The sequence below is a fragment of the Alphaproteobacteria bacterium genome, assembly GCA_018063245.1.
Classification (GTDB): Bacteria; Pseudomonadota; Alphaproteobacteria; order JAGPBS01; family JAGPBS01; genus JAGPBS01.
The window spans coordinates 17,418-39,529 of the sequence record JAGPBS010000018.1 but is presented as its reverse complement, the minus strand read 5'-3'; the positions used below and the strand labels follow the sequence as shown (position 1 = coordinate 39,529).

At 40.6% G+C, this 22,112-nt stretch carries 17 protein-coding genes and 1 tRNA gene; 13 read left to right on the top strand and 5 right to left on the bottom strand.

Going from position 1 to position 22,112, the window contains the following annotated elements; genetic code table 11:
• Positions 1-311: 311 nt before the first annotated feature.
• On the bottom strand, positions 312-1,361 hold the full coding sequence (locus tag KBF71_03940; protein MBP9877467.1) for a Fic family protein: 1,050 nt from the start codon (positions 1,359-1,361) through the stop codon (positions 312-314).
• Between the two features lie 234 nt (positions 1,362-1,595).
• On the opposite strand from KBF71_03940, the gene metG reads away from it, so the two are divergent.
• The 6 genes from metG (at position 1,596) to KBF71_03910 (ending at position 9,412) form a co-directional block, all read left to right on the top strand.
• Positions 1,596-3,290, top strand: a complete 1,695-nt coding sequence (gene metG / locus KBF71_03935; GenBank protein ID MBP9877466.1) for a methionine--tRNA ligase — start codon at positions 1,596-1,598, stop codon at positions 3,288-3,290.
• Complete coding sequence (locus tag KBF71_03930) at positions 3,291-4,064, top strand: 23S rRNA (adenine(2030)-N(6))-methyltransferase RlmJ (GenBank protein ID MBP9877465.1); 774 nt, start codon at positions 3,291-3,293, stop codon at positions 4,062-4,064.
• A gap of 11 nt (positions 4,065-4,075) precedes the next feature.
• Positions 4,076-4,876, top strand: coding sequence for a class D beta-lactamase (locus KBF71_03925; GenBank protein MBP9877464.1), 801 nt, complete (start codon positions 4,076-4,078; stop codon positions 4,874-4,876).
• Complete coding sequence (locus KBF71_03920) at positions 4,866-5,288, top strand: hypothetical protein (GenBank protein ID MBP9877463.1); 423 nt, start codon at positions 4,866-4,868, stop codon at positions 5,286-5,288. Before KBF71_03925 ends, KBF71_03920 begins: the two co-directional genes overlap by 11 nt.
• Positions 5,289-5,611: 323 nt before the next feature.
• Positions 5,612-9,064 carry a transcription-repair coupling factor gene (gene mfd, locus KBF71_03915; GenBank protein MBP9877462.1) on the top strand — a complete coding sequence of 1,151 codons (3,453 nt, stop codon included), beginning with the start codon at positions 5,612-5,614 and terminating at the stop codon, positions 9,062-9,064.
• 271 nt (positions 9,065-9,335) lie between these two features.
• Positions 9,336-9,412: transfer RNA gene (locus KBF71_03910), tRNA-Arg, on the top strand.
• Between the two features lie 55 nt (positions 9,413-9,467).
• Here the strand turns inward: KBF71_03910 and KBF71_03905 are convergent.
• The gene (locus KBF71_03905) at positions 9,468-10,391 is read right to left on the bottom strand and encodes a tyrosine recombinase (protein ID MBP9877461.1); all 924 of its coding nucleotides are present in this window, start codon (positions 10,389-10,391) and stop codon (positions 9,468-9,470) included.
• Between the two features lie 112 nt (positions 10,392-10,503).
• On the opposite strand from KBF71_03905, the gene KBF71_03900 reads away from it, so the two are divergent.
• From KBF71_03900 to KBF71_03885, 4 genes are all read left to right on the top strand, one after another.
• Complete coding sequence (locus KBF71_03900; protein ID MBP9877460.1) at positions 10,504-11,052, top strand: shikimate kinase; 549 nt, start codon at positions 10,504-10,506, stop codon at positions 11,050-11,052.
• Positions 11,053-11,062: 10 nt separating this feature from the next.
• Positions 11,063-12,373 carry an HlyC/CorC family transporter gene (locus KBF71_03895; GenBank protein ID MBP9877459.1) on the top strand — a complete coding sequence of 437 codons (1,311 nt, stop codon included), beginning with the start codon at positions 11,063-11,065 and terminating at the stop codon, positions 12,371-12,373.
• Positions 12,374-12,387: 14 nt separating this feature from the next.
• Positions 12,388-13,320 carry a complex I NDUFA9 subunit family protein gene (locus tag KBF71_03890; GenBank protein MBP9877458.1) on the top strand — a complete coding sequence of 311 codons (933 nt, stop codon included), beginning with the start codon at positions 12,388-12,390 and terminating at the stop codon, positions 13,318-13,320.
• A 236-nt stretch (positions 13,321-13,556) separates the two neighbouring features.
• Entirely contained in the window at positions 13,557-14,057 is a 501-nt protein-coding gene (locus tag KBF71_03885; GenBank protein ID MBP9877457.1) for a CarD family transcriptional regulator, read from the top strand.
• Between the two features lie 307 nt (positions 14,058-14,364).
• Here KBF71_03885 and KBF71_03880 read toward each other — a convergent pair whose 3' ends face one another.
• A complete protein-coding gene (locus KBF71_03880) occupies positions 14,365-15,306 on the bottom strand; it encodes an ABC transporter ATP-binding protein (GenBank protein MBP9877456.1) in 942 nt (313 codons plus the stop codon).
• Positions 15,307-15,414: 108 nt separating this feature from the next.
• Between KBF71_03880 and KBF71_03875 the strand changes: the two genes are divergently transcribed.
• The 3 genes from KBF71_03875 (at position 15,415) to KBF71_03865 (ending at position 20,517) form a co-directional block, all read left to right on the top strand.
• Positions 15,415-15,627, top strand: a complete 213-nt coding sequence (locus tag KBF71_03875) for a zinc-finger domain-containing protein (protein MBP9877455.1) — start codon at positions 15,415-15,417, stop codon at positions 15,625-15,627.
• 103 nt (positions 15,628-15,730) lie between these two features.
• On the top strand, positions 15,731-18,475 hold the full coding sequence (locus KBF71_03870) for a hypothetical protein (protein ID MBP9877454.1): 2,745 nt from the start codon (positions 15,731-15,733) through the stop codon (positions 18,473-18,475).
• 110 nt (positions 18,476-18,585) lie between these two features.
• Entirely contained in the window at positions 18,586-20,517 is a 1,932-nt protein-coding gene (locus KBF71_03865) for a hypothetical protein (protein MBP9877453.1), read from the top strand.
• Here KBF71_03865 and KBF71_03860 read toward each other — a convergent pair.
• Together KBF71_03860 and KBF71_03855 are read right to left on the bottom strand one after the other, a co-directional pair.
• Positions 20,514-21,128: a hypothetical protein gene (locus KBF71_03860; protein MBP9877452.1), complete on the bottom strand. Its 615-nt coding sequence runs from the start codon at positions 21,126-21,128 to the stop codon at positions 20,514-20,516. The two genes, KBF71_03865 and KBF71_03860, sit on opposite strands and share 4 nt — an antisense overlap.
• Positions 21,125-22,093, bottom strand: a complete 969-nt coding sequence (locus KBF71_03855) for an Hsp33 family molecular chaperone HslO (protein ID MBP9877451.1) — start codon at positions 22,091-22,093, stop codon at positions 21,125-21,127. Before KBF71_03855 ends, KBF71_03860 begins: the two co-directional genes overlap by 4 nt.
• Between the last annotated feature and the right edge of the window lie 19 nt (positions 22,094-22,112).

The following is a 22,112-nucleotide window of genomic DNA, read 5'->3' as shown; positions in this document are numbered from 1 at the left end:
ACTTCGATAACTCCTTTTGCTAACCACGGCATTTTAGATCTCCCATTTTTGCCGTAAAGTTTATCAATTTTCGTTACCTATGTCCCCGCACATTCGTTACCTATGTCTCCGGTCTGTACACGAAGGCGGGGATCCAGGAAACCTCTCAACAAAACCTAAATTAAGTTATTGTTTTTAATGGATTCCCGCCTTCGCGGGAATGACAGGTAATGGGCACAGTTAGTCATTCAAAATTTTTCATAAGGCAACCCAACACAAAAACCCTGTCTCTGCAGATAATGGAGAAAATGCTATTATCTGCAGAATGGTGATTATTTAATCCTGTAAAATGAACCACGCCCTTTACCAACTGCTGCCAAATATTCTTGCTCAACTAACTTTTTTAAATGCAGTTTTATTGTGTTACGATTGGCCTGTGTAACATTTTCCATTTCACGCACGGTAATCTCACCACGAGAAAGAGCTAGTTCTAAAATGCTACGTGACAGGGCTGGCAGCATGTCGCGTAAAGAACGCTCCTCTCTCACTTTTTGAGCAAGGTTATCTTTTTGTCTGACCATTGTTTTTAAAAAGAAAGATAACCACGCCTCCCAATTCTGATTTTCAGCACGTATCGTCTGCTGAGTTCTACGCAGCGCCAAATAATAATTTTCTTTATTCGCTTCAATAACTGTTTCCATAGAACTATAAGGTACATAAGAATATCCAGCACGCAGTAATAATAAAGTGGTCAAAATGCGTGACAGCCTGCCATTCCCATCTTTAAAGGGATGAATGGCCAGAAATACAACGACAAAAACACCAATCAACAACAGCGGATGCTGAGCTTCTTCATTGATCTGAGCATTATACCATTCCACGAGTTCTCGCATCATCGAAGGCGTTTCAAAGGGAGTGGCCGTCTGGAAAACAACACCGAGGCTTTTCCCATCAACATCAAATGCTTCCACATGGTTAGTGATCTTCTTATATGTACCTCGATGTTCTTCATCTTTAATACTATATTTCAGTAAGATTCCGTGTAATTGTTTAATATGGTTTTCAGTTAATAAGACCTGAGCATAACTTCCATAAACTATATCCATGGCATCTGCATAACCTGCCACCTCCTGCTCATCACGGGTTGTGAACGATTTCTGTTCAAGTTTAGAAAGCAGGCGCTCTACCTGCTCATCAGTAAGCTTTGCTCCTTCAATACGAGTTGAAGATCCAACACTTTCGATGGTTGCAATACGTTTCAAGCTACTTAAGCGATCTGGTGCCAAATCCTGCGTTGCCTGCCATTTACCTTTAAATACGTCTATCTCACTTATAAACTTAAGGATTTCTGTTGTAATTGTGATGTTTTTAACCTGGAACATTGACTACCTATAAATATCCATTTATACCCAATTATATCCGATTCGTATCCAATATCAAGAAAAATATCCATTTATACCCAATTATATCCAATTCATCATTTATCACCTTTTTCTAACTAAGATCATTTACATACACACTGTTTCAAACCACTTCAGAAAAACAATAGCGTTACCTCTTCACTTATTGTATAAATAAACTCATTGAATTTTAACATAAGTGACAAGGACTTTCTCATGGAAAAAAAATATCTCATTACCAGCGCTCTTCCCTACATTAATGGGGTGAAACATTTAGGCAACCTCGTTGGCTCTATTCTGCCCGCTGATGTCTATGCAAAATTCTTACGTCAAGAACAAAAAGATGTTCTCTTTATTTGCGGAACGGACGAGCATGGAACGCCAGCTGAAATCGCAGCTGCGGAAGCTGGAAGGCCAATTGCTGACTATTGTCATGATATGTTTGAATTGCAAAAATCGATCTACGAAAAATTCGATATTGAATTTGACCATTTCGGCAGAAGTTCATCGCCTGCAAACCACAAGATTACAACAGAGATCTTCCAGCACCTGAAGCAAAATGGCTTTATTTTTGAAAAGGCGATTCACCAATATTACTCGCACGCTGATGGACGTTTCTTACCGGATCGTTATGTCGAAGGCACTTGTCCTCACTGCGGCTTTGCAAAAGCACGTGGTGATCAGTGTGATGGCTGCGGAACACTTCTTGAACCAGAAGATTTGCTGAATCCCTACTCGTCAATCAGCGGCAGCAAAGATATTGAACTGCAAGAAACAAGGCACTTCTTTTTGGACCTCACCAAACTTCAAACCAAAATGGAAAATTGGATCGCTGAAAAGAAAGACTGGCCTGATCTTGTGAAAGGCACAGCAAAGAAATGGCTTGGCGAAGGGCTTCAAGCCAGATGCATTACGCGCGATTTAAAATGGGGAATCCCTGTAGCTGAAGCAGGCTTCGAAGACAAAGTTTTTTATGTTTGGTTCGATGCCCCAAACGGCTATATAAGCATCACAATGGATTGGGCAGAATCAATCGGCAAGCCTGATCTTTGGAAAGAGTGGTGGATGAATTCTGACAATGTCCAATACACACAATTTATGGCAAAAGACAATATTGCCTTCCATGCAATTTTCTGGCCGGGTGTTCTCTTTGGTGCCGACATGGGCTTTCATCAAGTTGATTACATCAAAGGATTCCATTGGCTCAATTATGAAAAAGGAAAATTCTCAACCAGCCAAAAGCGCGGCCTTTTCACAGACAGAGCGATCGAACTTTATCCTGCTGATTATTGGCGCTATTATTTGATGACCAACTGCCCTGAAACATCAGATTCCGATTTCACCTTTGCTCATTTTGCAGCCATCGTGAACAAAGATTTGGCTGATATTCTTGGCAATTTCTGTAACAGGGCGCTGTCTCTGTTTGAGAAATATTTTGAGGCAACCATTCCGCATCAATTCACCCCTGCTGACATTGATCAAGATCTCTATCAAAAAGCACTTCACCTGACTCAAGAGATTGAATCACACCTATCTCATATGAAATTCCGCCATGCACTTCAATCTTTAAGAGCGCTGTGGGTTCTTGGCAATGAGTATATTACCGAGGCTCAGCCTTGGTCGCATATGAAAACGGACCCAGAAAAAGCATCGCACATTCTGATTCATTGCGTGCATCTGATGCGTCTTTTTGCAATCACAAGCCACTCGATTATTCCTGATTCTGCCAAAAAGATTTTGGGCATCTTGAACGATCCAACTGCAGAAAACCTCGCTCATACGCCTTTGCAAGAAGGCCTCAACTTTAGCTATTTCAAGAAAGGCCATGTGATGAAGCCAACACAAAAGCTTTTTGAAAAAGTCGAAGATGAAGCCGTAGAGCGCCTCACCGCTGAATTCTCAGGTCAATAAATGCTCTCTTATCAGCACTCATACCATGCAGGATGCCTCGCTGATGTTCATAAGCATGCGGCACTTTCAATCATGCTCCATAAGCTGACTGAAAAAGACAAAGCTCTTACCTATATGGAAACCCATGCAGCTCGTGGCTTCTATGATTTAAGCGCACCTGAGGCACTCAAAACAGGCGAGGCTGAAAAAGGCATTATTGCGCTCACCAATGAGATGGCAATACCTAAAGATCATCCCTATGCCAAGATTCTCGCCAAAACGAAATATGATCTTGGCCCTGATTTTTATCCTGGCTCCCCTTTGATTGCAGAGCTCTCACTCAGAGACTTCGATCAGCTCATCTTGATGGAATTGCATCCTCAAGAATATGCAGCGCTCAAAGAAAACATGGATGCTCCCAATATTCACATCCACAAAAGAAATGGCTATGAAGGGGTTTTGGCTCTCTCACCGCCAACGCCCCGGCGTGGTTTTGTTCTTATTGACCCAAGTTATGAAGTCAAAACGGAATATCAGGAGGCTGCTGAGTTCATCTTAAAACTTCATCGCAAATGGGCGGAGGCCACCATTCTACTCTGGTATCCCATTTTAAAAGCTGCTCATCATCACGAATTGACAAGACTCTTAGAGAGTGCTAATCTGCCGAAATATTGGCATCAAGAGATCCTTTTCTCAAAGTCTGATGAAAACCAAATGCAAGGTTCTGGTCTTATTTGCATTAACCTGCCTTTTGGCACTGAAGAATCCCTTGCCCAATTAAAAACATTTTTTTAAGGACGAGCATTATGAAAAAACTTATTATACCTGCCCTCTTGGCACTCTTTTTTAGCACCCCTGCTTTTGCCGATGACAACTGTTACCTCGTGAAAGAGGGAGACAAAATCCTTCTTGAAGAAGGCAATTGTAAGATCAGCTTTCCTCCTTGTTCAACTTTTAAGCTCGCCTTAAGCCTCATGGGCTATAACGAAGGCATCCTCATTGATGAGACCCATCCAGAAGTACCTTTCAAAGAAGGCTATGAAGATTGGCTTGAGGTCTGGAGGCAACCACACACACCACAAAGTTTTATGAAAAACTCTGTTGTTTGGTATTCCCAATTTATCGTGAGCGAAATGGGAGAAGATAAGCTCCATGCCTATATCCAAAAATTCAATTATGGTAATAAAGTAACCACAAAATTAAAAGGCTTTGAAGAAAAACCTTTATGGATTTCAAACGCCCTTCAAATCACCCCACAAGGTCAAATCGATTTCCTAACACGACTTCTCAGTTATCAATTGCCTGTCAGTCAAAAAGCCGTCGATATAACCAAGAATATCACCTATCTTGAAACATTCCCCAATGGCTGGAAGCTCCATGGTAAAACAGGCATGGGTAACCAATTTACCCCTGATCGAAAAGCTCAAACCGATCTTCAGCAAGGCTGGTTCGTTGGTTGGGCCGAAAAGGGTGATCATAAAATCATCTTTGCAAGCCATCGCACCGATGATCAAAAACACGAGAGATCTGCAAGCTTCCGTATCAAAGCAGACATGATCGAAAAGCTCAAACAGATCACAACAACGCTTGAATCAAATGACCAATAAGACAAAATTCGACTTGATCCGATCTTATCATCTCCCCCATGGAGACTATGCCATCACAGGCTCTGGCCCTATGGGGATCAGAGGTCTTCGCACAATCGGCGATATTGACATCATCGTTAGTCAAACACTTTGGACACAATTAGCCGAAACATATGGCATTTCTGAATCGAATAGTGTCCAAAAAATTATCTCTCCAGATAAAGAGATTGAGTTTTTCTGTGAAGAGTCATTTCCCTCAGATCCAGAAAAACCAACCGTTTCTGAGATGATTGCAAGCGCTGATTTTATCGATGAACTCTCATTTGTAACCCTTGAGCATGTTCTTTATTTCAAACGCAAAATGGCAAGACCAAAAGATCTGGAAGATATTGCGTTAATTGAGACCTGGTTGGAAAACGATGATCAAGCCTGATCCGTCATCCTGAGCCGAGCACAGCGAAGGCGCGAGGATCCAGTCCTGAATGATCAACGAAAGAGATCGGTTGAAAGATTTCTGGATGGTCGCGTCGCGACAAGTCGCTCCTCACCATGACGATATTCATAGATTGCTCTTACAACCCTTCATCAAGAAATTATATGACTTTTACAGTTGCACATCTCTCCCCTTACTTTCTTTATACCACAAAAAAGGATTGCCTGTGGGAAATTTTTCCTCTTGAACTTCTGATCCACTCGTTTTAAGGTGTGAACATGTGTGCAGATTCACAAAAATCATCGGATCTTCTGAATTCGTCGATGGAGGGAATTCAAAAAATTTATGGCCTACCTGAAGGCTATGATGCCTTTTATCTTGCCGATCTTCTGGAAAAATCCACACACAAAATCCATCTCCATATTTGCGCGGATGATTTAAGAATGGCTCATTTTGAAAGATGGATTGCTTTTTTAAATCCGAAAACAGAAATTCTCACTTTTCCGGCATGGGATTGTCTTCCTTATGATCGAAGCTCACCCAAAAATGAATTTGTCGGCAAGAGGCTCGAGGCCTTAAATAGGCTCATCCATCTCGCAGACAAAAAACAAACAAATCCTATTTTGGTTCTCACAACATCCCATGCTTTTGCACAAAAAATTCTGCCTCCCTCATACCTCAAAACCAAAGGCCTCTATGCCAAAAAGGGGGAGACTCTTGATCTCAAAGCCTTGAGTGCCTTTGCTGAGCAAAATGGATATAACCGCGTTCAAACAGTGCGCGAAATAGGCGAATATGCGATCAGAGGCGGCATCATCGATATTTACCCGCCTTCTGTACCAAATCCATATCGGCTTGATCTTTTTGGTGATGAAATTGAACAGATCAAAATTTTTGATCCACTCTCTCAACGAACCCTTGATGAAGCCTCGCATTTACAACTTGGCCCAACGTCAGAAATTTTCATGAATGCTGAGACAATTGACCGGTTCCGAGAGGCTTACAGATCCTTATTTGGCATGCCTCAGCCGCGCGATAAAATTTATCATGCTGTGACAGAAGGGCGCAAAATCATTGGCCTTGAACATTGGCTTCCCCTTTTTTATGAGAAAATGCATGCGCTTACTGACTATCTGCCCTCACACTTTACAACGAGCCTTGATCCAGATTTCTTCCAGGCAACACAAATGCGCCTTGAGCAAATTCAAGACTTCTATCAGGCACGTCTTGATGCTCTGGCGATTGAAACAAAAATGGATAGTGCAGAACTTTATCGCCCTATTCCGAAAGAGCAACACTACTTCAGCGATAAAGACATCCATGCTCTTCTGTCACAATGCGCACCCATTCAATTCATGACAAACTATATCGATACAGGGGCGCAGCGCAGCTATAATTTTGCTGTTGAACGAACAAGGCCTGATATCAATCTGTTCGAAGCTTTCAAAACATATTGCAAAACAAAACAAACTGACGGGAAAATCATTGCAATCACAAGCCATTCTGAAGGATCACGCAGTCGTTTAAAACATTTGCTTTCAGAACATGATTTCGCGCATGTGATCGACATCAATCAAATTGAAGATCTGCCTCAAACGAAGACAGATGCAATCTGTCTTTTGTCTTTGCCCCTTGATCATGGGTTTGAAACAAAGACTCATGTGATGCTTTCTGAACAAGATATCTTGGGCGATCGACTTTTACGCGCTGTCAAAAAGAAACGAAAAGCAGATCACTTTATCCAAGAAATTGATACGCTTGAGAACGGTGAATTGGTTATCCATCAAGAGCATGGCTTAGGACGTTATGATGGCCTCATAACACTCACAATCAATGACACTCAGCATGACTGCTTGAAAATCCTTTATGCCGATGATGATAAGCTTTTTCTACCCGTTGAAAATTTAGAACTGCTCAGCCGCTATGGAACGGGCTCTGAAAATCAACAACTTGACAAATTAGGCAGTGCTGCCTGGCAAGCCCGAAAAGCGCGCGTTAAAAAGCGCCTCATGGATATGGCAGATGCCCTTTTAAAAATTGCAGCCCAGCGTGAGCTCCAAAAGGCTGAGCCAACACCTGTCCCTGAAGGCATTTACGAAGAGTTTGAGGCTCGTTTTGCTTTTGATGAAACAGAAGATCAAATCAAAGCAATTGATGATGTGATGAATGATCTGCAAACTGGAAAGCTTATGGATCGTCTCATTTGCGGCGATGTTGGCTTTGGCAAAACAGAAATTGCGATCAGAGCTGCATTCTTAGTCGCAAGTTCAAACCGCCAAGTCGCCGTTGTCGTGCCAACAACTCTCCTTGCACGCCAACATTTCAGATCTTTCAAACAAAGATTTGAGGGTCTTCCTTTCCGGATTGAGCAATTGTCTCGCCTTGTTAAACCAAAACAAATGGCACAGACAAAAGAAGGCATTGCAAAGGGCGAGGTTGATATCATCATCGGAACACATGCCCTTTTAAGCAGCTCATTGTCCTTCAAAAACCTGGGGCTTCTCATCATCGATGAAGAACAAAAATTCGGCGTCAAACAAAAAGAACGCCTGAAAGAAATCGCAACTGACATTCATGTCCTTACCCTTACTGCAACCCCCATTCCGCGCACCTTGCAGCTTTCTCTGACTGGTGTGAAAGATCTGAGCCTCATTGCAACACCCCCAGTTGATCGCCTTGCTGTCAGAACCTTTGTTTTGCCCTTTGATCGTCTTATCATTCGCGAAGCAATCTTAAGGGAGCACTTTAGAGGCGGACAAACTTACTATGTTTGTCCACGCATTCAAGACTTAGATCATGTGGCCGCACGTCTCATGGAAATTGCGCCAGAGGTTCGGTTTGTCAAAGCACATGGTCAAATGCCTGCAGCTGAACTTGAAGATGTGATGAATGAATTTGATCAAGGCAATTATGATGTTTTACTTGCCACAAACATTGTTGAATCGGGCCTTGATATTCCAAATGCCAATACACTTATTATCCATCGCTCTGATCTCTTTGGACTTGCCCAGCTCTATCAATTGAGAGGGCGCATTGGCCGATCAAAACAAAGAGGGTACGCCTATTTAACCTATCCAAACAACATGATTCTAACCCCTATTGCCAAACAGAGGTTGCATGTGCTTGAGACGCTTGACTCGTTAGGCGCTGGCTTTACGCTTGCAAGTCATGACATGGATATCAGAGGCGCAGGCAATCTGCTCGGCGAAGAGCAATCTGGTCATGTCAAAGAAGTTGGTGTTGAACTCTATCAAGAGATGCTGAGAGAAGCGGTTGAAGAAGCAAGACATCACCAAAGGCCTGGCGTTGAAATGAAAGATCAACATGATTGGGCGCCAACAATTCAGCTAGGTGCCTCTGTTCTCATTCCTGATATCTATGTTGAAGATTTAACAACAAGACTTAGCCTTTATAGACGTCTGTCGAGCCTGGTTGAAGAGGAAGAGATTGATTCTTTTGCTGCAGAATTGGTTGATCGTTTTGGCCCTCTGCCTGAAGAAGTAAACAATTTACTTGAAGTGATCTCTCTCAAAAAATATTGTCGTTACGCTGGCATTTCGCGCTTAGAGTTAGGGCCAAAAGGAATCATTATCAGCTTCAGAAACAATCAATTCAAAAGGCCTGAAAAGCTCATCCAATTTATTCAATCCAAGCTTGGGCTTGTCAAACTAAGACCTGACCATCGCCTGGTCTATATTCGCAGCTGGCCTGATCGCAAATCAAGCCTTAAAGGCGTTTTCCAATTCGTCAAAGAAATTGCTGACTTGGCGATTTAGAATGATCAGACCTGTTGCGATGTTCACCCTAAAAACCCGTCATTCAGAGCCACCTCCCTAAGAGGTGGCGTGGAATCTCTGCAAAATATCAACATAAACAGCACTTGTTTGTTGTGTCCAAGAGACTCCACGCCCTCCTGAAGGAGGGCTCTGAGTGACGATTCTCAAAATCAAAAATCATCATTAGTGACAACAACATAATTTTAAACCCTTAAAAACAATACTAGACCCACTTTACAAAAATCACCACATATGAGAAAGTAATAAATGGGTTCCCGTAGCTCAGTAGGATAGAGCGACAGATTCCTAATCTGTAGGCTGGAGGTTCGAATCCTCTCGGGGACGCCACTCCTACCAACGCCATTTTCAAATCCGTTTGTCTGATTTAATCTGGCGATTGGTATTACTCCTTACTCAAAGGATGAAAATCCTCAACTATTTTTGTCAATCGCTCTGGTTGAATATGCGTATAAATCTCTGTCGTCGTAATATCCGCATGCCCTAACAACTTCTGCACAATGCGTAAATCAGCCCCGTGATGCAATAAATGACTTGCAAAAGCATGCCTTAAGACATGAGGACTGACCACAGCAGGATTAAGGCCAGCCATTAAAGCAAGCTCTTTAAGCAACTGTGCAAAACCTTGACGCGTTAAATAACCTGTCTCTGATCGAGGCGATGGAAATAAAAAGTGAGCTCCCTTTTTTTCAAGCGCCGGATTCACAAAAAGACCGCGCACGGGCAAGTATGCACTGATTGCTTTTTGCGCTGGTTCAGATAAGGGAACAACTCGTTCGCGTTGACCTTTCCCCTTCACAATCAAATATCGCCCCTTCTCTTGAAAGGCTGACAAAGGAAGGCTCACAAGTTCGGTCACCCGAAGCCCAGTTGCATATAAAAGCTCAAGAAGCGCATAAAGCCTCAATCCATTAGGCGTCTGATCTGAGGCTGCAACCTCAAGTAATTTTGCAACAGAGGTCTCATCAAGGACTTTCGGGAGTGTTTTTTTAAGGCGCGGCGACTCTAAATAAGCCGCCGGATTGTCAGTGATCAAATTTTCTGAACAGAGAAATAAATAAAACTGCTTGAGAGATGTTGTGATGCGCGCCCGTGTTTTTTCAGACAGAGATTGTTGATGCTGCTCTTCTAAAAAGGCACGTAGATGCTCTAAGTCCGATTCAAGACATGATTTTTTTGAGGCGTGACAAAAGGCAAAATATTTTGATAAATCATTCCGGTAAGCCTCAATTGTATGAGGCGATGCGCCCCTTTCTGAGAGTAACATTTCTAAAAAACGATCTAAATAATAAAAATTTTCATGAGGCATATCTATTTTCCAAAAAATTTGGTAGAATGATTCGCCTCACATCTTAAAACTATTTTTTTACAAAAGACAGAGTAAAGTAGACGCATAACAACAAAAACCTATAAGAGCCCTAATGACTGAATTTGAATGGAAAATAAATAAATCAATCGCACTTGTAGGCATTATGGGCGCCGGCAAAAGCCATTTGGGCCGCCTTCTTTCAAAAAAATTACACATGCCTTTTATCGATACAGATCAGGAAATTGTGGGCGCTGCAGGCATTACCATTCAAGACATTTTTGAACAATATGGCTATGAAGAACTTCAAGCTCTTGAAGAACGAGTCCTCAAACGTGTTGTCAAAACGCCGCATCAAATTATCTCAACCGGTGATGGTGTTTTCGTGAGTGAACAGAATAGAGATATTCTTAAAAAACATGCTGTGACTATTTGGCTCAGAGCTGATCTATCACTCATTCTCAACCGCACAACACGCAGAGAACATCGCCCCCTGCTCAATATTGGTGACCCAAAAGACATCCTCGAAGATCTGATTGAAGAGAGATATCCTATTTATAATCAAGCCGATATAATCGTTGACAGTGAAGATGTATCTCCTGGTAAAATGATTCATAAGATTCTTCAAGCCCTCGAGGACTATCAGGCAAGGACTCTTTCTTAACACAAAGATTATGGAGCTGACCATCGAAGACCTTTTCTTTCTGCCTTATCACCCCTATCCAGAGATCATCTTTATTGTTATCTTGTTAGTACTCTCTGCCCTTTTTTCCTGCGCAGAGACAGCTCTTACAGCCTCATCTAAAGGACGCATGCATGCTCTTGCAAAAGGCGGAAATCTCAAAGCGAAACTTGTCAACAAGCTTTTAAAAGACAAAGAACGACTCATTGGCGCCATTCTCTTCGGGAACAATCTTGTGAATATTCTTTCATCTGCCATGGCGACTAAAATTCTACTCGAATATTTTGGCGATGCGGGGATTGTCTATGCAACTATTATCATGACCTTTGTCATTCTGATTTTTTCAGAAGTTATGCCCAAAACCTATGCCTTTCACCATGCTGATTCGACAGCGCTTAAAGTTGCTCCTATCATTCAAATGCTCCTTTACATATTAAAGCCTTTTACAATCGCTATTGCTTGGATTGTTCGTTTTCTGATGCGTCTTTTAGGCGCAAGAACCGATCAAATGGCGCTTCATCAATCTGAAGAAGAGCTCCGCGGCGCCATTGAACTGCATGATGATGGCCATATTGATGCTGTGAAAGATGAAAGAGCTATGCTCCATTCAATCCTAGACTTAGACAATGTGACTGTTGATCGCATCATGAAGCACAGAAAGAATGTGGAGTCCATTTCAGTTGATCAATCTATTCAACAGATTGTAGATCAAGTTCTCAAAAGCCCTTTCAGCCGCTTTCCTCTCTGGAGAAGCGAACCTGATAATATCATCGGCACGCTCAATGCAAAAACACTCTTACGTGAAATTAAAATTGCTGAAAAAGAACAAACTCTTCAGAGCCTTAATATCATGAAAATTGCAATGCCGCCTTGGTTTATCCCGGATACAACAACTCTTTATGACCAATTAAAGGCCTTTCGTCATAAAAAAGAGCACTTTGCATTGGTTGTTGATGAATATAGTGCCTTCATGGGCGTTGTAACGCTAGAAGACATTTTAGAAGAAATTGTTGGTGATATTGATGATGAACTTGATGTCTCTTTCAAAGGCGTTACGCCAACTGAAGATGGCAGTTACATTGTCGATGGCACGGTGACAATTCGCGATTTGAATCGAGAATTTGACTGGCAACTCCCTGATGATGAAGCAGCAACAATCGCAGGCCTCATTCTACACGAAGCACAACAATTGCCAAAAATTGGACAATCTTTCTATTTCTATGGATTCCGTTTTGACATTCTAAACCGTCACCGCCATCAGATTACAAAAATTAAAATGACACCCCCACAGCAAGCAGACTGAAAAAGGAACAAACAATGACTCAGCCTCAAAAAATAGTGATCTTCGGCGGAACGGGCTTTCTTGGCCGTTACATTATTCAAGATCTTGCACAAAAGGATTTTGAAATCATTGTTGTCACTCGAAACCTCGAAAAAGCCCTGCCCTTAAAAGTCTTTGGGGATATTGGACAGATCACGCCTATCATTGGCGATGTTCGGGACCCGCATTTTTTGAACGCAATTGTCGCGTCCGCCGATTGCGTTATCAATCTCTTGGGTATTCTTTATGAAACCAGACATCAAAAATTTAATGAGATCCATCATCTCTTCCCAGCACGACTGGCTGAATTATGTCATCAGCACCAGGTCAAATCTTTCATCCATATCTCAGCCCTTGGGTCAAACATTCACTCACCTTCACACTATTCTCGAACAAAAGCTTTGGGGGAGGATGCGATCCGCAAACATTTTAAAACAGCAACAATCTTAAAGCCGTCTGTTGTCTTCGGCGCTGAAGATCAATTCCTCAATCTCTTTGCTGGGCTCGCTTGTAAAAGCCCTATCTTGCCTCTCATTGGCGGCGGCAAGACAAAACTTCAACCAGTCTTTGTTGGTGATATTGCAAGCGCTGTGACAACAATTCTTTGCACACCTGCCCTTCAAGGGGAGACCTATGAGCTCGGCGGCCCTGAGGTTATCTCATTCAAAGATCTGATGATTTATTTGCTGAAAACAATCAAAAAAGATCGTTATCTCATGCCTTTTCCTTGGATGATTGCCTCATTTGAAGCATCTATCCTTGAGCTTTTCCCAAAACCTCTTTTAACAAGAGATCAAGTCAGACTCTTAAAACAAGATAATATTGTCTCTAAAGGGACTAAAACCTTCAAAGCCCTTAAAATCAAGCCCAAATCTCTTGAACTTATAGCGCCGACTTACCTCTCGCAATGGTGCAAAGACACCGCATAATGCCCCCCATACGCAAAAATCTAAGAAAATCAACAAAATTATGACACAATGTCATTTTTTTCTTTCATTTGAACAAAAAATATTGTATTAATAATATACTAATCCGTCCTAACAACAGATACATTCTAACAAAAACTGCCGATATTTATATCATGATCGTCACGTTTACTACTATCTCTCATGTTAGGGTGAGGCTATGCGAGAGAGAGTCGCGCTTTTAAAAGGGATGAAATTAAATGAGTAAAAAAACAGATTTTGTTGAAGGTGATTTTGTCGTTTATCCTGCTCACGGCGTTGGGCGTATTACAGGCGTAGAAACACATCAGATTGCTGATATGGAAGTCACTCTTTACGTTATTACATTTGAAAAAGATCGTATGACCCTAAGACTGCCGGTCACCAAAGCAAAAGAATCAGGCTTACGTAAACTCAGCAGCAAAGATCGCATCAAAGATGCTTTATCAACACTGCAAGGCCGTTCTAAATCGAAAAAAGTTATGTGGAGCCGTAGAGCTCAGGAATATGAAACAAAAATCAATTCTGGTGATCTTGTTTCGATTGCAGAAGTTGTTCGCGATCTTCATAAAGAAGATGGTCAACAAGAGCAATCTTACAGCGAGCGTCAAATCTACCAAGCTGCTCTTGAGCGCCTTGCACGAGAACTCGCTGCAGTGGAAGATATTGACCACAAAGAAGCAACTGAAAAGCTTGAAACATTCCTAAAAAGAGCCGCCTAAGGCTCTTTTTTTAGACTGGTGGATATAATCGCTTCAATCGTCAATAAGGGCGGTATATGTGCTCATCATTGCTGTAAAGGTCACGTAATTCGTTGACGAAGAGTTAAAAATACCGTCACTCAGAGGGCTCCAGCAGGAGCCCGTGGAGTCTCTGCAGTCTCTCAATAAAAATTGTGCTCAATTGTTAATTAGATGAGATTCCACGCCACCTCTTAAGGAGGTGGCTCTGAATGACGGTTATCTGCTAAAAATCATAGTTAGTGACCATGACGATGTTTACAGATTAATCCTATAACTTTTTCCTTTATTACGCAGAGGTTTTCTTTTTGGTAATCTCCAAAAATACATCTTCAAGATCGCTCTGTTCGGTTGTGATATCATTGGGAATGATGCCAAGAGTCTTCACTTTTTCTAAAACCTCATAGGCGTTTGTTTTTGAGGGTGCATATTTGATTGTCAAAGTTGTCTCATCTTTCAAACTCAGGCAAGCCCCTTCAAAATCTTGTGGCGCAGCATTTAATGGTTTTGATAGGCTTAAATGAATAATTTTTTTATCAATCATGTGTAAAAGCTTTTTCGTTGGCTCACAAACCATCACTTTGCCCTTATCTAGAATTGCGATTCTATCGCACAAGGCCTCTGCCTCTTCCAAATAGTGAGTTGTGAAAATAATCGTTGTCCCCTTTTTATTAAGCTCACGAATATAGACCCAAAGATTTTTACGCAGTTCAATATCAACACCAGCTGTCGGCTCATCCAAAACCAAAATAGGCGGTGAATGGACCATCGCTTTTGCAACCATCAAGCGTCTTTTCATCCCTCCTGATAGTGTCCGCGCATGAGCATCTCTTTTATCATAAAGCTCAACTGCTTTCAAAAGTTCATCTGTTTTATTATCTTTAGGCAATATACCAAAATACCCTGCCTGATAATCAAGAATCTCTCCTGGCGTAAAAAAGGGATCAAAGATAAGTTCCTGAGAAACAATCCCTATTGAATGCTTTGCTTCCTTAATGGAATGATCAATATTATGCCCCCAAACGACAACTTTACCTTCTGTCTTTTGAACAAGACCTCCAAGTGTGTTGATCAATGTTGATTTTCCGGCCCCGTTTCGTCCTAAAAGCCCAAAAATAGAGCCTTTTGGAATATCAAGATTAACATGATCCAACGCCAAATACTTTTCCCCTGTTTGTTGATCAGTGTAATATTTGGTCAGATTTTCGATGGAAATCGCGGGGTTTGTCATAAATGATCTCTTGTTTCTTATTCTTTCTAAACCTTATCATAAAAGACTTCTCAAACCATGTAAAATCATATAATTTAGGAAAAAGATATATCAACAGACAGGTGTCCTGTGGCTCAAAAAACTGAAACAATTACCCTACCAGATAAAACCTTTAGTTGCAGTGGTGGACAAGGCCCTCTCGGGCATCCGCAAGTTTATTTAACCTTTACAGATAAAGGCAAGATCGATTGTCCTTACTGTGGCAGGCACTTCATCTTTGAGGCTCATGTAAATCATTCTACACAAATGGATGGCGTAAAAATAATACCCAGCCAACACTAGCCTATCTTTCTAAAATTAACAATTTCAAAAAACTCCTTTTATTTTAACTTTTTTATCTTACGATAAAGAATGGTTTTTTGTTTGCATGCAAGGGAGAGCTGTCATGGTATTTATAAATAAAATAACCACTGCAATCAAGGCCTCTGGAGAAAATGACCTTGAACCCATATTTGAGATGGATGAAAACTCAGGATCACCCGAACCTCGCAAAAAATCTGTTCAGAAGCGATCACCCACTCTCAAGCGAAAAAAAGAACCCAGTCAATTTATTCACGTTGAAAGCCCGACAACTGGTCGCAAAATCATGTCTCGTCCGATGCGAACACCTGATGGATCGCCTTCTAATTCACCACCAAAGGATAGTATCTTTCATAGAGGCTCCAGGGGTTCATCAACCCCCGATTCTTCAAACTCTCCAACCAAGGCTGGCTCCCCTCCCACAACACCGCCCATGGGTCGACGGACAGGATCCAAAATGAACCTGATGTCATCACCCTCTTTAAACAGAGGAAACTCTGTGTTGGAAAAGCTATCCACGAAAATCAGAGACAATAGATCTCATCATAATCACCGCAGAATGCTTTTCCATCATCGTTCACAATCTCAGAGAGCAGTCTCTTTTAACTCTCCTGAGGACATCAAGAACTTTATCAATGGCTTAAAAGATTCAGAAAAGTACCGCCCTATAGAACTTGATTTTAAAGGATCAGAAATACGTGCATCACAGCTTCAAGTGATGCTCAATCATATCGCCTTAAGAAAATGCAGAGCTCTTATTTTAGATGGCTGCTCCAATTTAAATACAGAGTCTTTTAACATGATCACCGCAGAAAGTCGTAAACTTAAACATCTGGATCTCTCAAACCTTAACTTTAATCATCGCGATGTAAATCAATCTATTGCAGCCCTGATTCTTGCTCATCGTAAAACACTCGTCAGTTTAAATTTTATCAATAGTGAGAATTTGGATCACAGTGTTTTACAAGCCATCATGCAGTGTTCCGAATTACGATTCCTGAATCTCACAAATGTCAATTTTCATTACGATAAAATGACATCACATTTTTTTGATAGTATTTTAACCTGCATTGATCAACACCTTTTACACCTTTTAAACAAGAGCCTTAAAAAATCTATCAAGCTTGTCTGTCGTTTAGAGTCGCTTCATCTTTCACAAGAAGAATGGGCTCATTTGCTGACTTTTAAAAATCTAGGCGCCTCATCAGATTCTGTCGCTCTTTCTGATGAAGAGTGGCAAGCGCTTAAAGAATTTAGACAGAATCCGGATATTCGAGAGGCTGTGAATCTACCTACTGAGAATTGGGAAGTTCTGCTGGACTTAAAAAAGAAAATTCGAGAAGAGATGTTTGAATTAGATCTACCCCACTGGAGGTGGCAAGATGTCTACAAGCTCTGGACTTATAATAATCCTGAAGTGATTGTTGAAAAGTATGATCTTGAGGAATTAATCAAAATAACATCAGCCAATGAAAGACTAACAAAATTAAATCTAACACCGTTCCAATACAACTTATTATCTCTACCAGAAGAATCATGGGACCGCCTCACGCATCTTTATACAAAGTCAGATCAAAGAGCCGCTTTAAAATTGAATGATAACGATTGGCAAGCCCTTATGAAATTTAGAACATTTTCTACTCCTGAGTGGCGCGCTCTTTCAATCTCTCAAAAAAAACTGTCATCTTTAAACTTATCGCCATTCGATATGTCAATGGTCTTGTTTTTTCATCAGCATCTCTCCTTTTTACCGTTTGCCGAAAAGGACTATAGTCACTTCTTTGAAACCGAGAAATTCTCACACGCCACCCTAGAAGCTTTCATACTGACAGATGACACACTCAAAAATTGTCTTGCGTCGGACTCTACAATAAATCGCCTTCATAGTCTTCATCATAAGCATACATATGTAGACCCTATTCCAGAAATCTTTATCGCAATCTCAGAAACTATGCAGTCTATCTACCCAAATCAGCCAATAGATAAAAATTTAACATCTTCAGAAGTCATCATGGCCTTTAAAGATGCTTTGGCAAAGCATCTGCCAGGAAACATGGATAAGAAAAAGACAACAGACCCTAAGGCCAGGGCCTTTAAAAAAGATCTAGCTATCTTGAGAAAAGCACATAAATACACAGAAAATGAAGCCTTTTTTAGCTTCTTGAAAATGAGAATTAATTTCCTCCCCACACTCTTCACCTCTTGCCCTAGCTTAGAATTTCTTGATGTGTCTTCATTTTTACTCCCCTTTCATGTCACAGATATTCACACTATTGCCAATTCTAAATTACTGGCCATAGGCCTAAATGATTTAGCTTGGGTTGATGAAGATGTGACTCATTTTCAATCTCTCTTCAAACAACTGCCTCTTCTTGAATCTTTAAGTTTTATGAATACAGGACGCTCAACCGATCTGCCTTTTTATAAGTCAAGCCTTCCTAATCTTAAACACCTTAACCTTAGCCATCAACCTAGGCTCACTGTTGATTCCCTTAGACAATGTAATCAGCATTTTCCAAAATTAGAGGAACTCAACATCTCATTTTGCCCTCTACTGCTTGATTTTCCTCTTGTTGTATTCCTTTTAAGAAATGCCCGCAACCTCCAAGCCCTTGAAGTAGACATACCAACCTTATCATTTAAAAATTTACGGTTCATCCTTGACGGCCTTCACTTAAAGAAAGACATCCCAGGCCTTGGCAAACAATTAACCTCTCTGACTGTTGCAAAGCATCATACCAAGACAAGCCATTTGCGTGAAATCTTTAGATTCTGTACCAATCTACAATTTCTAAATAATGTTGACCTTTTAGAGCAACTAAATACCTAAAAGATCTAAAAATTCAAGCCTCACACTAATATTGTTTTATTTATCATAAAATATGATATAATGACTGCATAGTTTATTTTATTTTTAGATATTTATAGTGGAGGCAGCTCATGTCAGATATTAAATTACAAAACTTGCTCCGGACGATCTTTAATGAAGATTCATCTGAAGAAGCATCATCAAATTCACCACCGTCCTTTAAGGCTCAGTCCTCATCAGATTCATCCTCATCATCAGTCTCTTCTTCTGAAAATCACAAACAAAGACCTCCCATTCGCAAAGCACCTGCGCAAGATTTTAGCCTAGACATAAAAGAGAAAAGTGTCATGACACGCTCCCAAAGCAAGAGTGAGGATAGTTCTGATCAATCACCAAAAATAGCGCGCTCTTTCCAATACCGCACCAAAACTAAACCATCAGAGGTTCTTATCTTTAGCACCGATCAAGAAATCGTGACACACATCCAAACCTCTCGCTCTAACATTCAAACCTCTCCCTCTCAAAAAAAGGCCAAACCTTCAGCACCACCAGTTTTATCAGAACCACGAGTTTTAAAAGTAAACCAATCAAAACTTTCTGCAAGTACAGTATGGGATTTATTGAATGCTCTTCATCTTAAAAGATGTAGATCTGTGTCATTTACAAGATGTAAAAACCTCAGTGCAGCCACTTTTAATATTCTTTCTGTTAAAATAAAAAAACTAAGACATCTGGAGCTTGCGGATGTAAAACTTGAAACAATAGCTTCTCAAGAAGCACTGGCTAGTTTAATTTTAAAAAACAAAGATTTCCTTAAAAATATCAATCTATCAAATACCAATCTCAATCATAAAATCCTTGAGGCTCTCCTTCAATGTCCAAATTTAAAATCATTAGATCTTTCTGGATGCTATTTTAGCATAGAAGATTCAGAAGACTTCCCTCAAGAAACAGAGGCAGAATTTGCAGCTCTTTGCTCTGCTTTTCAACTCAAGCTTTTCAGATCATGCCTAAAACTAGAACATCTGAACCTCTCAAACTTTCCAGCACCTTTTGATCATATGATCCTGATAGATATTCTGGCAGCTCTGAAAGAAGCAGAATTCATCCCCCCCTTGAAATCATTCGTTTATGATCATGTTAATGGCATTGATGCTGCAGTGTTCCAAAATGTCCTTGAATATTTTCCTCATCTAGAAATGCTCAGCCTAAATGGAACAGGGAATCTCACCGATCTTCCCTACATGCCTAAAAATCTGCCCCATCTCAAACACCTTGGTCTCAGTGGGCATGGCAATATTCCTTTTAATATCCTTGAGTCTGATAGCAAGCATATCAGTAAATTAGAAAGCTTAGATCTCTCTTCTTTTGAAAATTACGTATCTCTGAGGCTCTCATCTTTTCTTTTGAAAAAAGGCCATAATCTCAAAAACCTAAATCTGGATATCAAGACTTTTCTCTATGCGCATCTCATAAGAATGCTAAAAGGAATTGGGCCTTCTCAAAAAGAAAAACAACAATATGAAAGACTGGAAACTGTCCGAAAATTACTTGCCATCGTTCTCAATGGTAAAATAACGAGTGACACTCATATTTCGCACATTTCTCTATACGATCTACTCCTTGAAATTAAATCAGAGCTCCCAGCAAATACCAAAGACTCATCAAAAATTGAAGTAGCCGAAAAACTATGGGGCGTTCGATTGAAATTAGACGCCTTAGCTAAAGAAAAAAGCTTTTCCAAACATAATCTATTACACTTACTAAAAGAAATTCAAAAGATCATTAAAGATGATGCCTTAGCCCCGCTAAACCTACAAGAGCATTTAACAAAGATCTTTAACTTAGAAAAATCAGCTCATGATATTCTCTCAAAACACCTAAAATCAATGACGCCGGTTCAACTTGCCCCTGCAAGCACAGGTCTTGGTGGACAGCTCAAATCCTTGATCATTCCAGCCAAATTTATGACTCCAGGACGGATTAAAGAGATTTTATCACACTGTCCACAATTAGAAACGCTAAATGGCCTACCTGTCAATTCATCATCCCAGAATGTTTAGAAGTAAATCTCTCTGAAAATTTCAGGCATTTTCTCATCAAGAATTTTGTTGAGTCTTTGCGCCAATTTTTCAGAGGCTTGGAACCAACGGAAATTGCGATCATTGTATGATGCATTATCTGGGATATGGAGTGTTTGATAAGCATTCAGCGTATATGTCTTATCAAAATGACGCGCTTGATTAATCCCATGAAGCTTTATACTCATCTCAATACGATAGGCTTTATAGCTTGGCTCAAAATGGCTTGCGACATTTTTTTCCCAGAATCCTTCTTTGATTGGCCCGTCATCTGTGACTGGCACTTCTTTGATTTTTTCCTCAACCACTTCAAGGCTTAAGAAACTATCAGGATTACTATGATGCGCAACAAAGCGCTCTTCAACGATTGAACGAATAATATCATGCGGCATCGGCTTTAAATTATTTTTTGATAAAGATGGAGGGATAGCCTCTTCTCCTGTGTCATCCTTTACGTAAATATGGGCAACATCCAAATTGAATTTTGGCAAATGGCTAAAACTTAATTCAGGCTCACGATAAACCTCTTTGTCACCGCAACCAGAAAGGGTAATGCAAAAAAGGGCAAGGAAAATGGAAAAAAGTTTTTTCATGATTCATCTCTCTTCTTATTTGTTGTTAACTCAGGCGTCTGACTTATTTGAAATTGATCAATCTCACTCCGGGAGAAGACATAATCAGTTTTACAAAATTCACATGTTGCTGTTATTGTACCATCTTCCGCCAGATGCTCAAGCTCTTCTTTTGGCAAATTCTTCAAAACATTTTCTAATTTTTCACGCGAGCAGCGACATCCATTATAAAGCGGGTGTGGATCATATATCCTCACGCCATCTTCATTGAACAGCCGGTACAATATATCGATTGTTGAAAGATCTGGATTGACCATTTCCTCTTGCGTTAATGTACTCATAAAAATCATAGCCCGTCGCCAACCATCAACCGCATCTGAAGAAATTAAATGATCTTCTTCCTCAGGCAATCTTTGCAGCATCAGACCTGTCGCATGCCAGTCACCACTCTCAAGTCTCGAAACACCAATCTTAAAAGCCGTATCAATCTGCTCTGATTCTTTAAAATAAGCTTGAATGGCTGCCTCGATATTTTTACCTGTTAATTGAACAATCCCTTGGTACCGATCATTATTCGTTGCCTGATCCACCGTAAAAGCAAGATATCCACTGCCAAGAAAGGTCCTAATATCACTTGTTTCTACTTCCTCAGGTGTTGCAACGGCGAGAATCTTGTCCAATTTATCTGGCCTATATTGAGCATAAGCTCTTATCATGCCATCTGTTGAAATTTCAACCACCATCATAGTCACAGGCCCATTACCAGATGTTTGCAGGGTGAAGAGGCCTTCATATTTTATCGTGCGTGCCAGAACTGCTGCGCCTGTTACAGTTTCAGCGAGCAATCTCGCTACGGCATAAGGATAGTTATGTGAATTCAAAAGGTGATTCAAAATCTTGTTCAAATGAACGATACGACCACGTAAATTCAAATTCTCAATTTGAAAGGGCTGAATAAATTCGACAACCTTAGGCAAAGTAGACATCTTAAAAATACTCCCAACA

What these genes read in the sequence shown, in the direction of transcription:
- KBF71_03940 (MBP9877467.1), bottom strand. Translation starts at nt 1,361, where the DNA reads ATGTTCCAGGTTAAAAACATCACAATTACAACAGAAATCCTTAAGTTT.
- metG (MBP9877466.1), top strand. Translation starts at nt 1,596, where the DNA reads ATGGAAAAAAAATATCTCATTACCAGCGCTCTTCCCTACATTAATGGG.
- KBF71_03930 (MBP9877465.1), top strand. Translation starts at nt 3,291, where the DNA reads ATGCTCTCTTATCAGCACTCATACCATGCAGGATGCCTCGCTGATGTT.
- KBF71_03925 (MBP9877464.1), top strand. Translation starts at nt 4,076, where the DNA reads ATGAAAAAACTTATTATACCTGCCCTCTTGGCACTCTTTTTTAGCACC.
- KBF71_03920 (MBP9877463.1), top strand. Translation starts at nt 4,866, where the DNA reads ATGACCAATAAGACAAAATTCGACTTGATCCGATCTTATCATCTCCCC.
- mfd (MBP9877462.1), top strand. Translation starts at nt 5,612, where the DNA reads ATGGAGGGAATTCAAAAAATTTATGGCCTACCTGAAGGCTATGATGCC.
- KBF71_03905 (MBP9877461.1), bottom strand. Translation starts at nt 10,391, where the DNA reads ATGCCTCATGAAAATTTTTATTATTTAGATCGTTTTTTAGAAATGTTA.
- KBF71_03900 (MBP9877460.1), top strand. Translation starts at nt 10,504, where the DNA reads ATGACTGAATTTGAATGGAAAATAAATAAATCAATCGCACTTGTAGGC.
- KBF71_03895 (MBP9877459.1), top strand. Translation starts at nt 11,063, where the DNA reads ATGGAGCTGACCATCGAAGACCTTTTCTTTCTGCCTTATCACCCCTAT.
- KBF71_03890 (MBP9877458.1), top strand. Translation starts at nt 12,388, where the DNA reads ATGACTCAGCCTCAAAAAATAGTGATCTTCGGCGGAACGGGCTTTCTT.
- KBF71_03885 (MBP9877457.1), top strand. Translation starts at nt 13,557, where the DNA reads ATGAGTAAAAAAACAGATTTTGTTGAAGGTGATTTTGTCGTTTATCCT.
- KBF71_03880 (MBP9877456.1), bottom strand. Translation starts at nt 15,306, where the DNA reads ATGACAAACCCCGCGATTTCCATCGAAAATCTGACCAAATATTACACT.
- KBF71_03870 (MBP9877454.1), top strand. Translation starts at nt 15,731, where the DNA reads ATGGTATTTATAAATAAAATAACCACTGCAATCAAGGCCTCTGGAGAA.
- KBF71_03865 (MBP9877453.1), top strand. Translation starts at nt 18,586, where the DNA reads ATGTCAGATATTAAATTACAAAACTTGCTCCGGACGATCTTTAATGAA.
- KBF71_03860 (MBP9877452.1), bottom strand. Translation starts at nt 21,128, where the DNA reads ATGAAAAAACTTTTTTCCATTTTCCTTGCCCTTTTTTGCATTACCCTT.
- KBF71_03855 (MBP9877451.1), bottom strand. Translation starts at nt 22,093, where the DNA reads ATGTCTACTTTGCCTAAGGTTGTCGAATTTATTCAGCCCTTTCAAATT.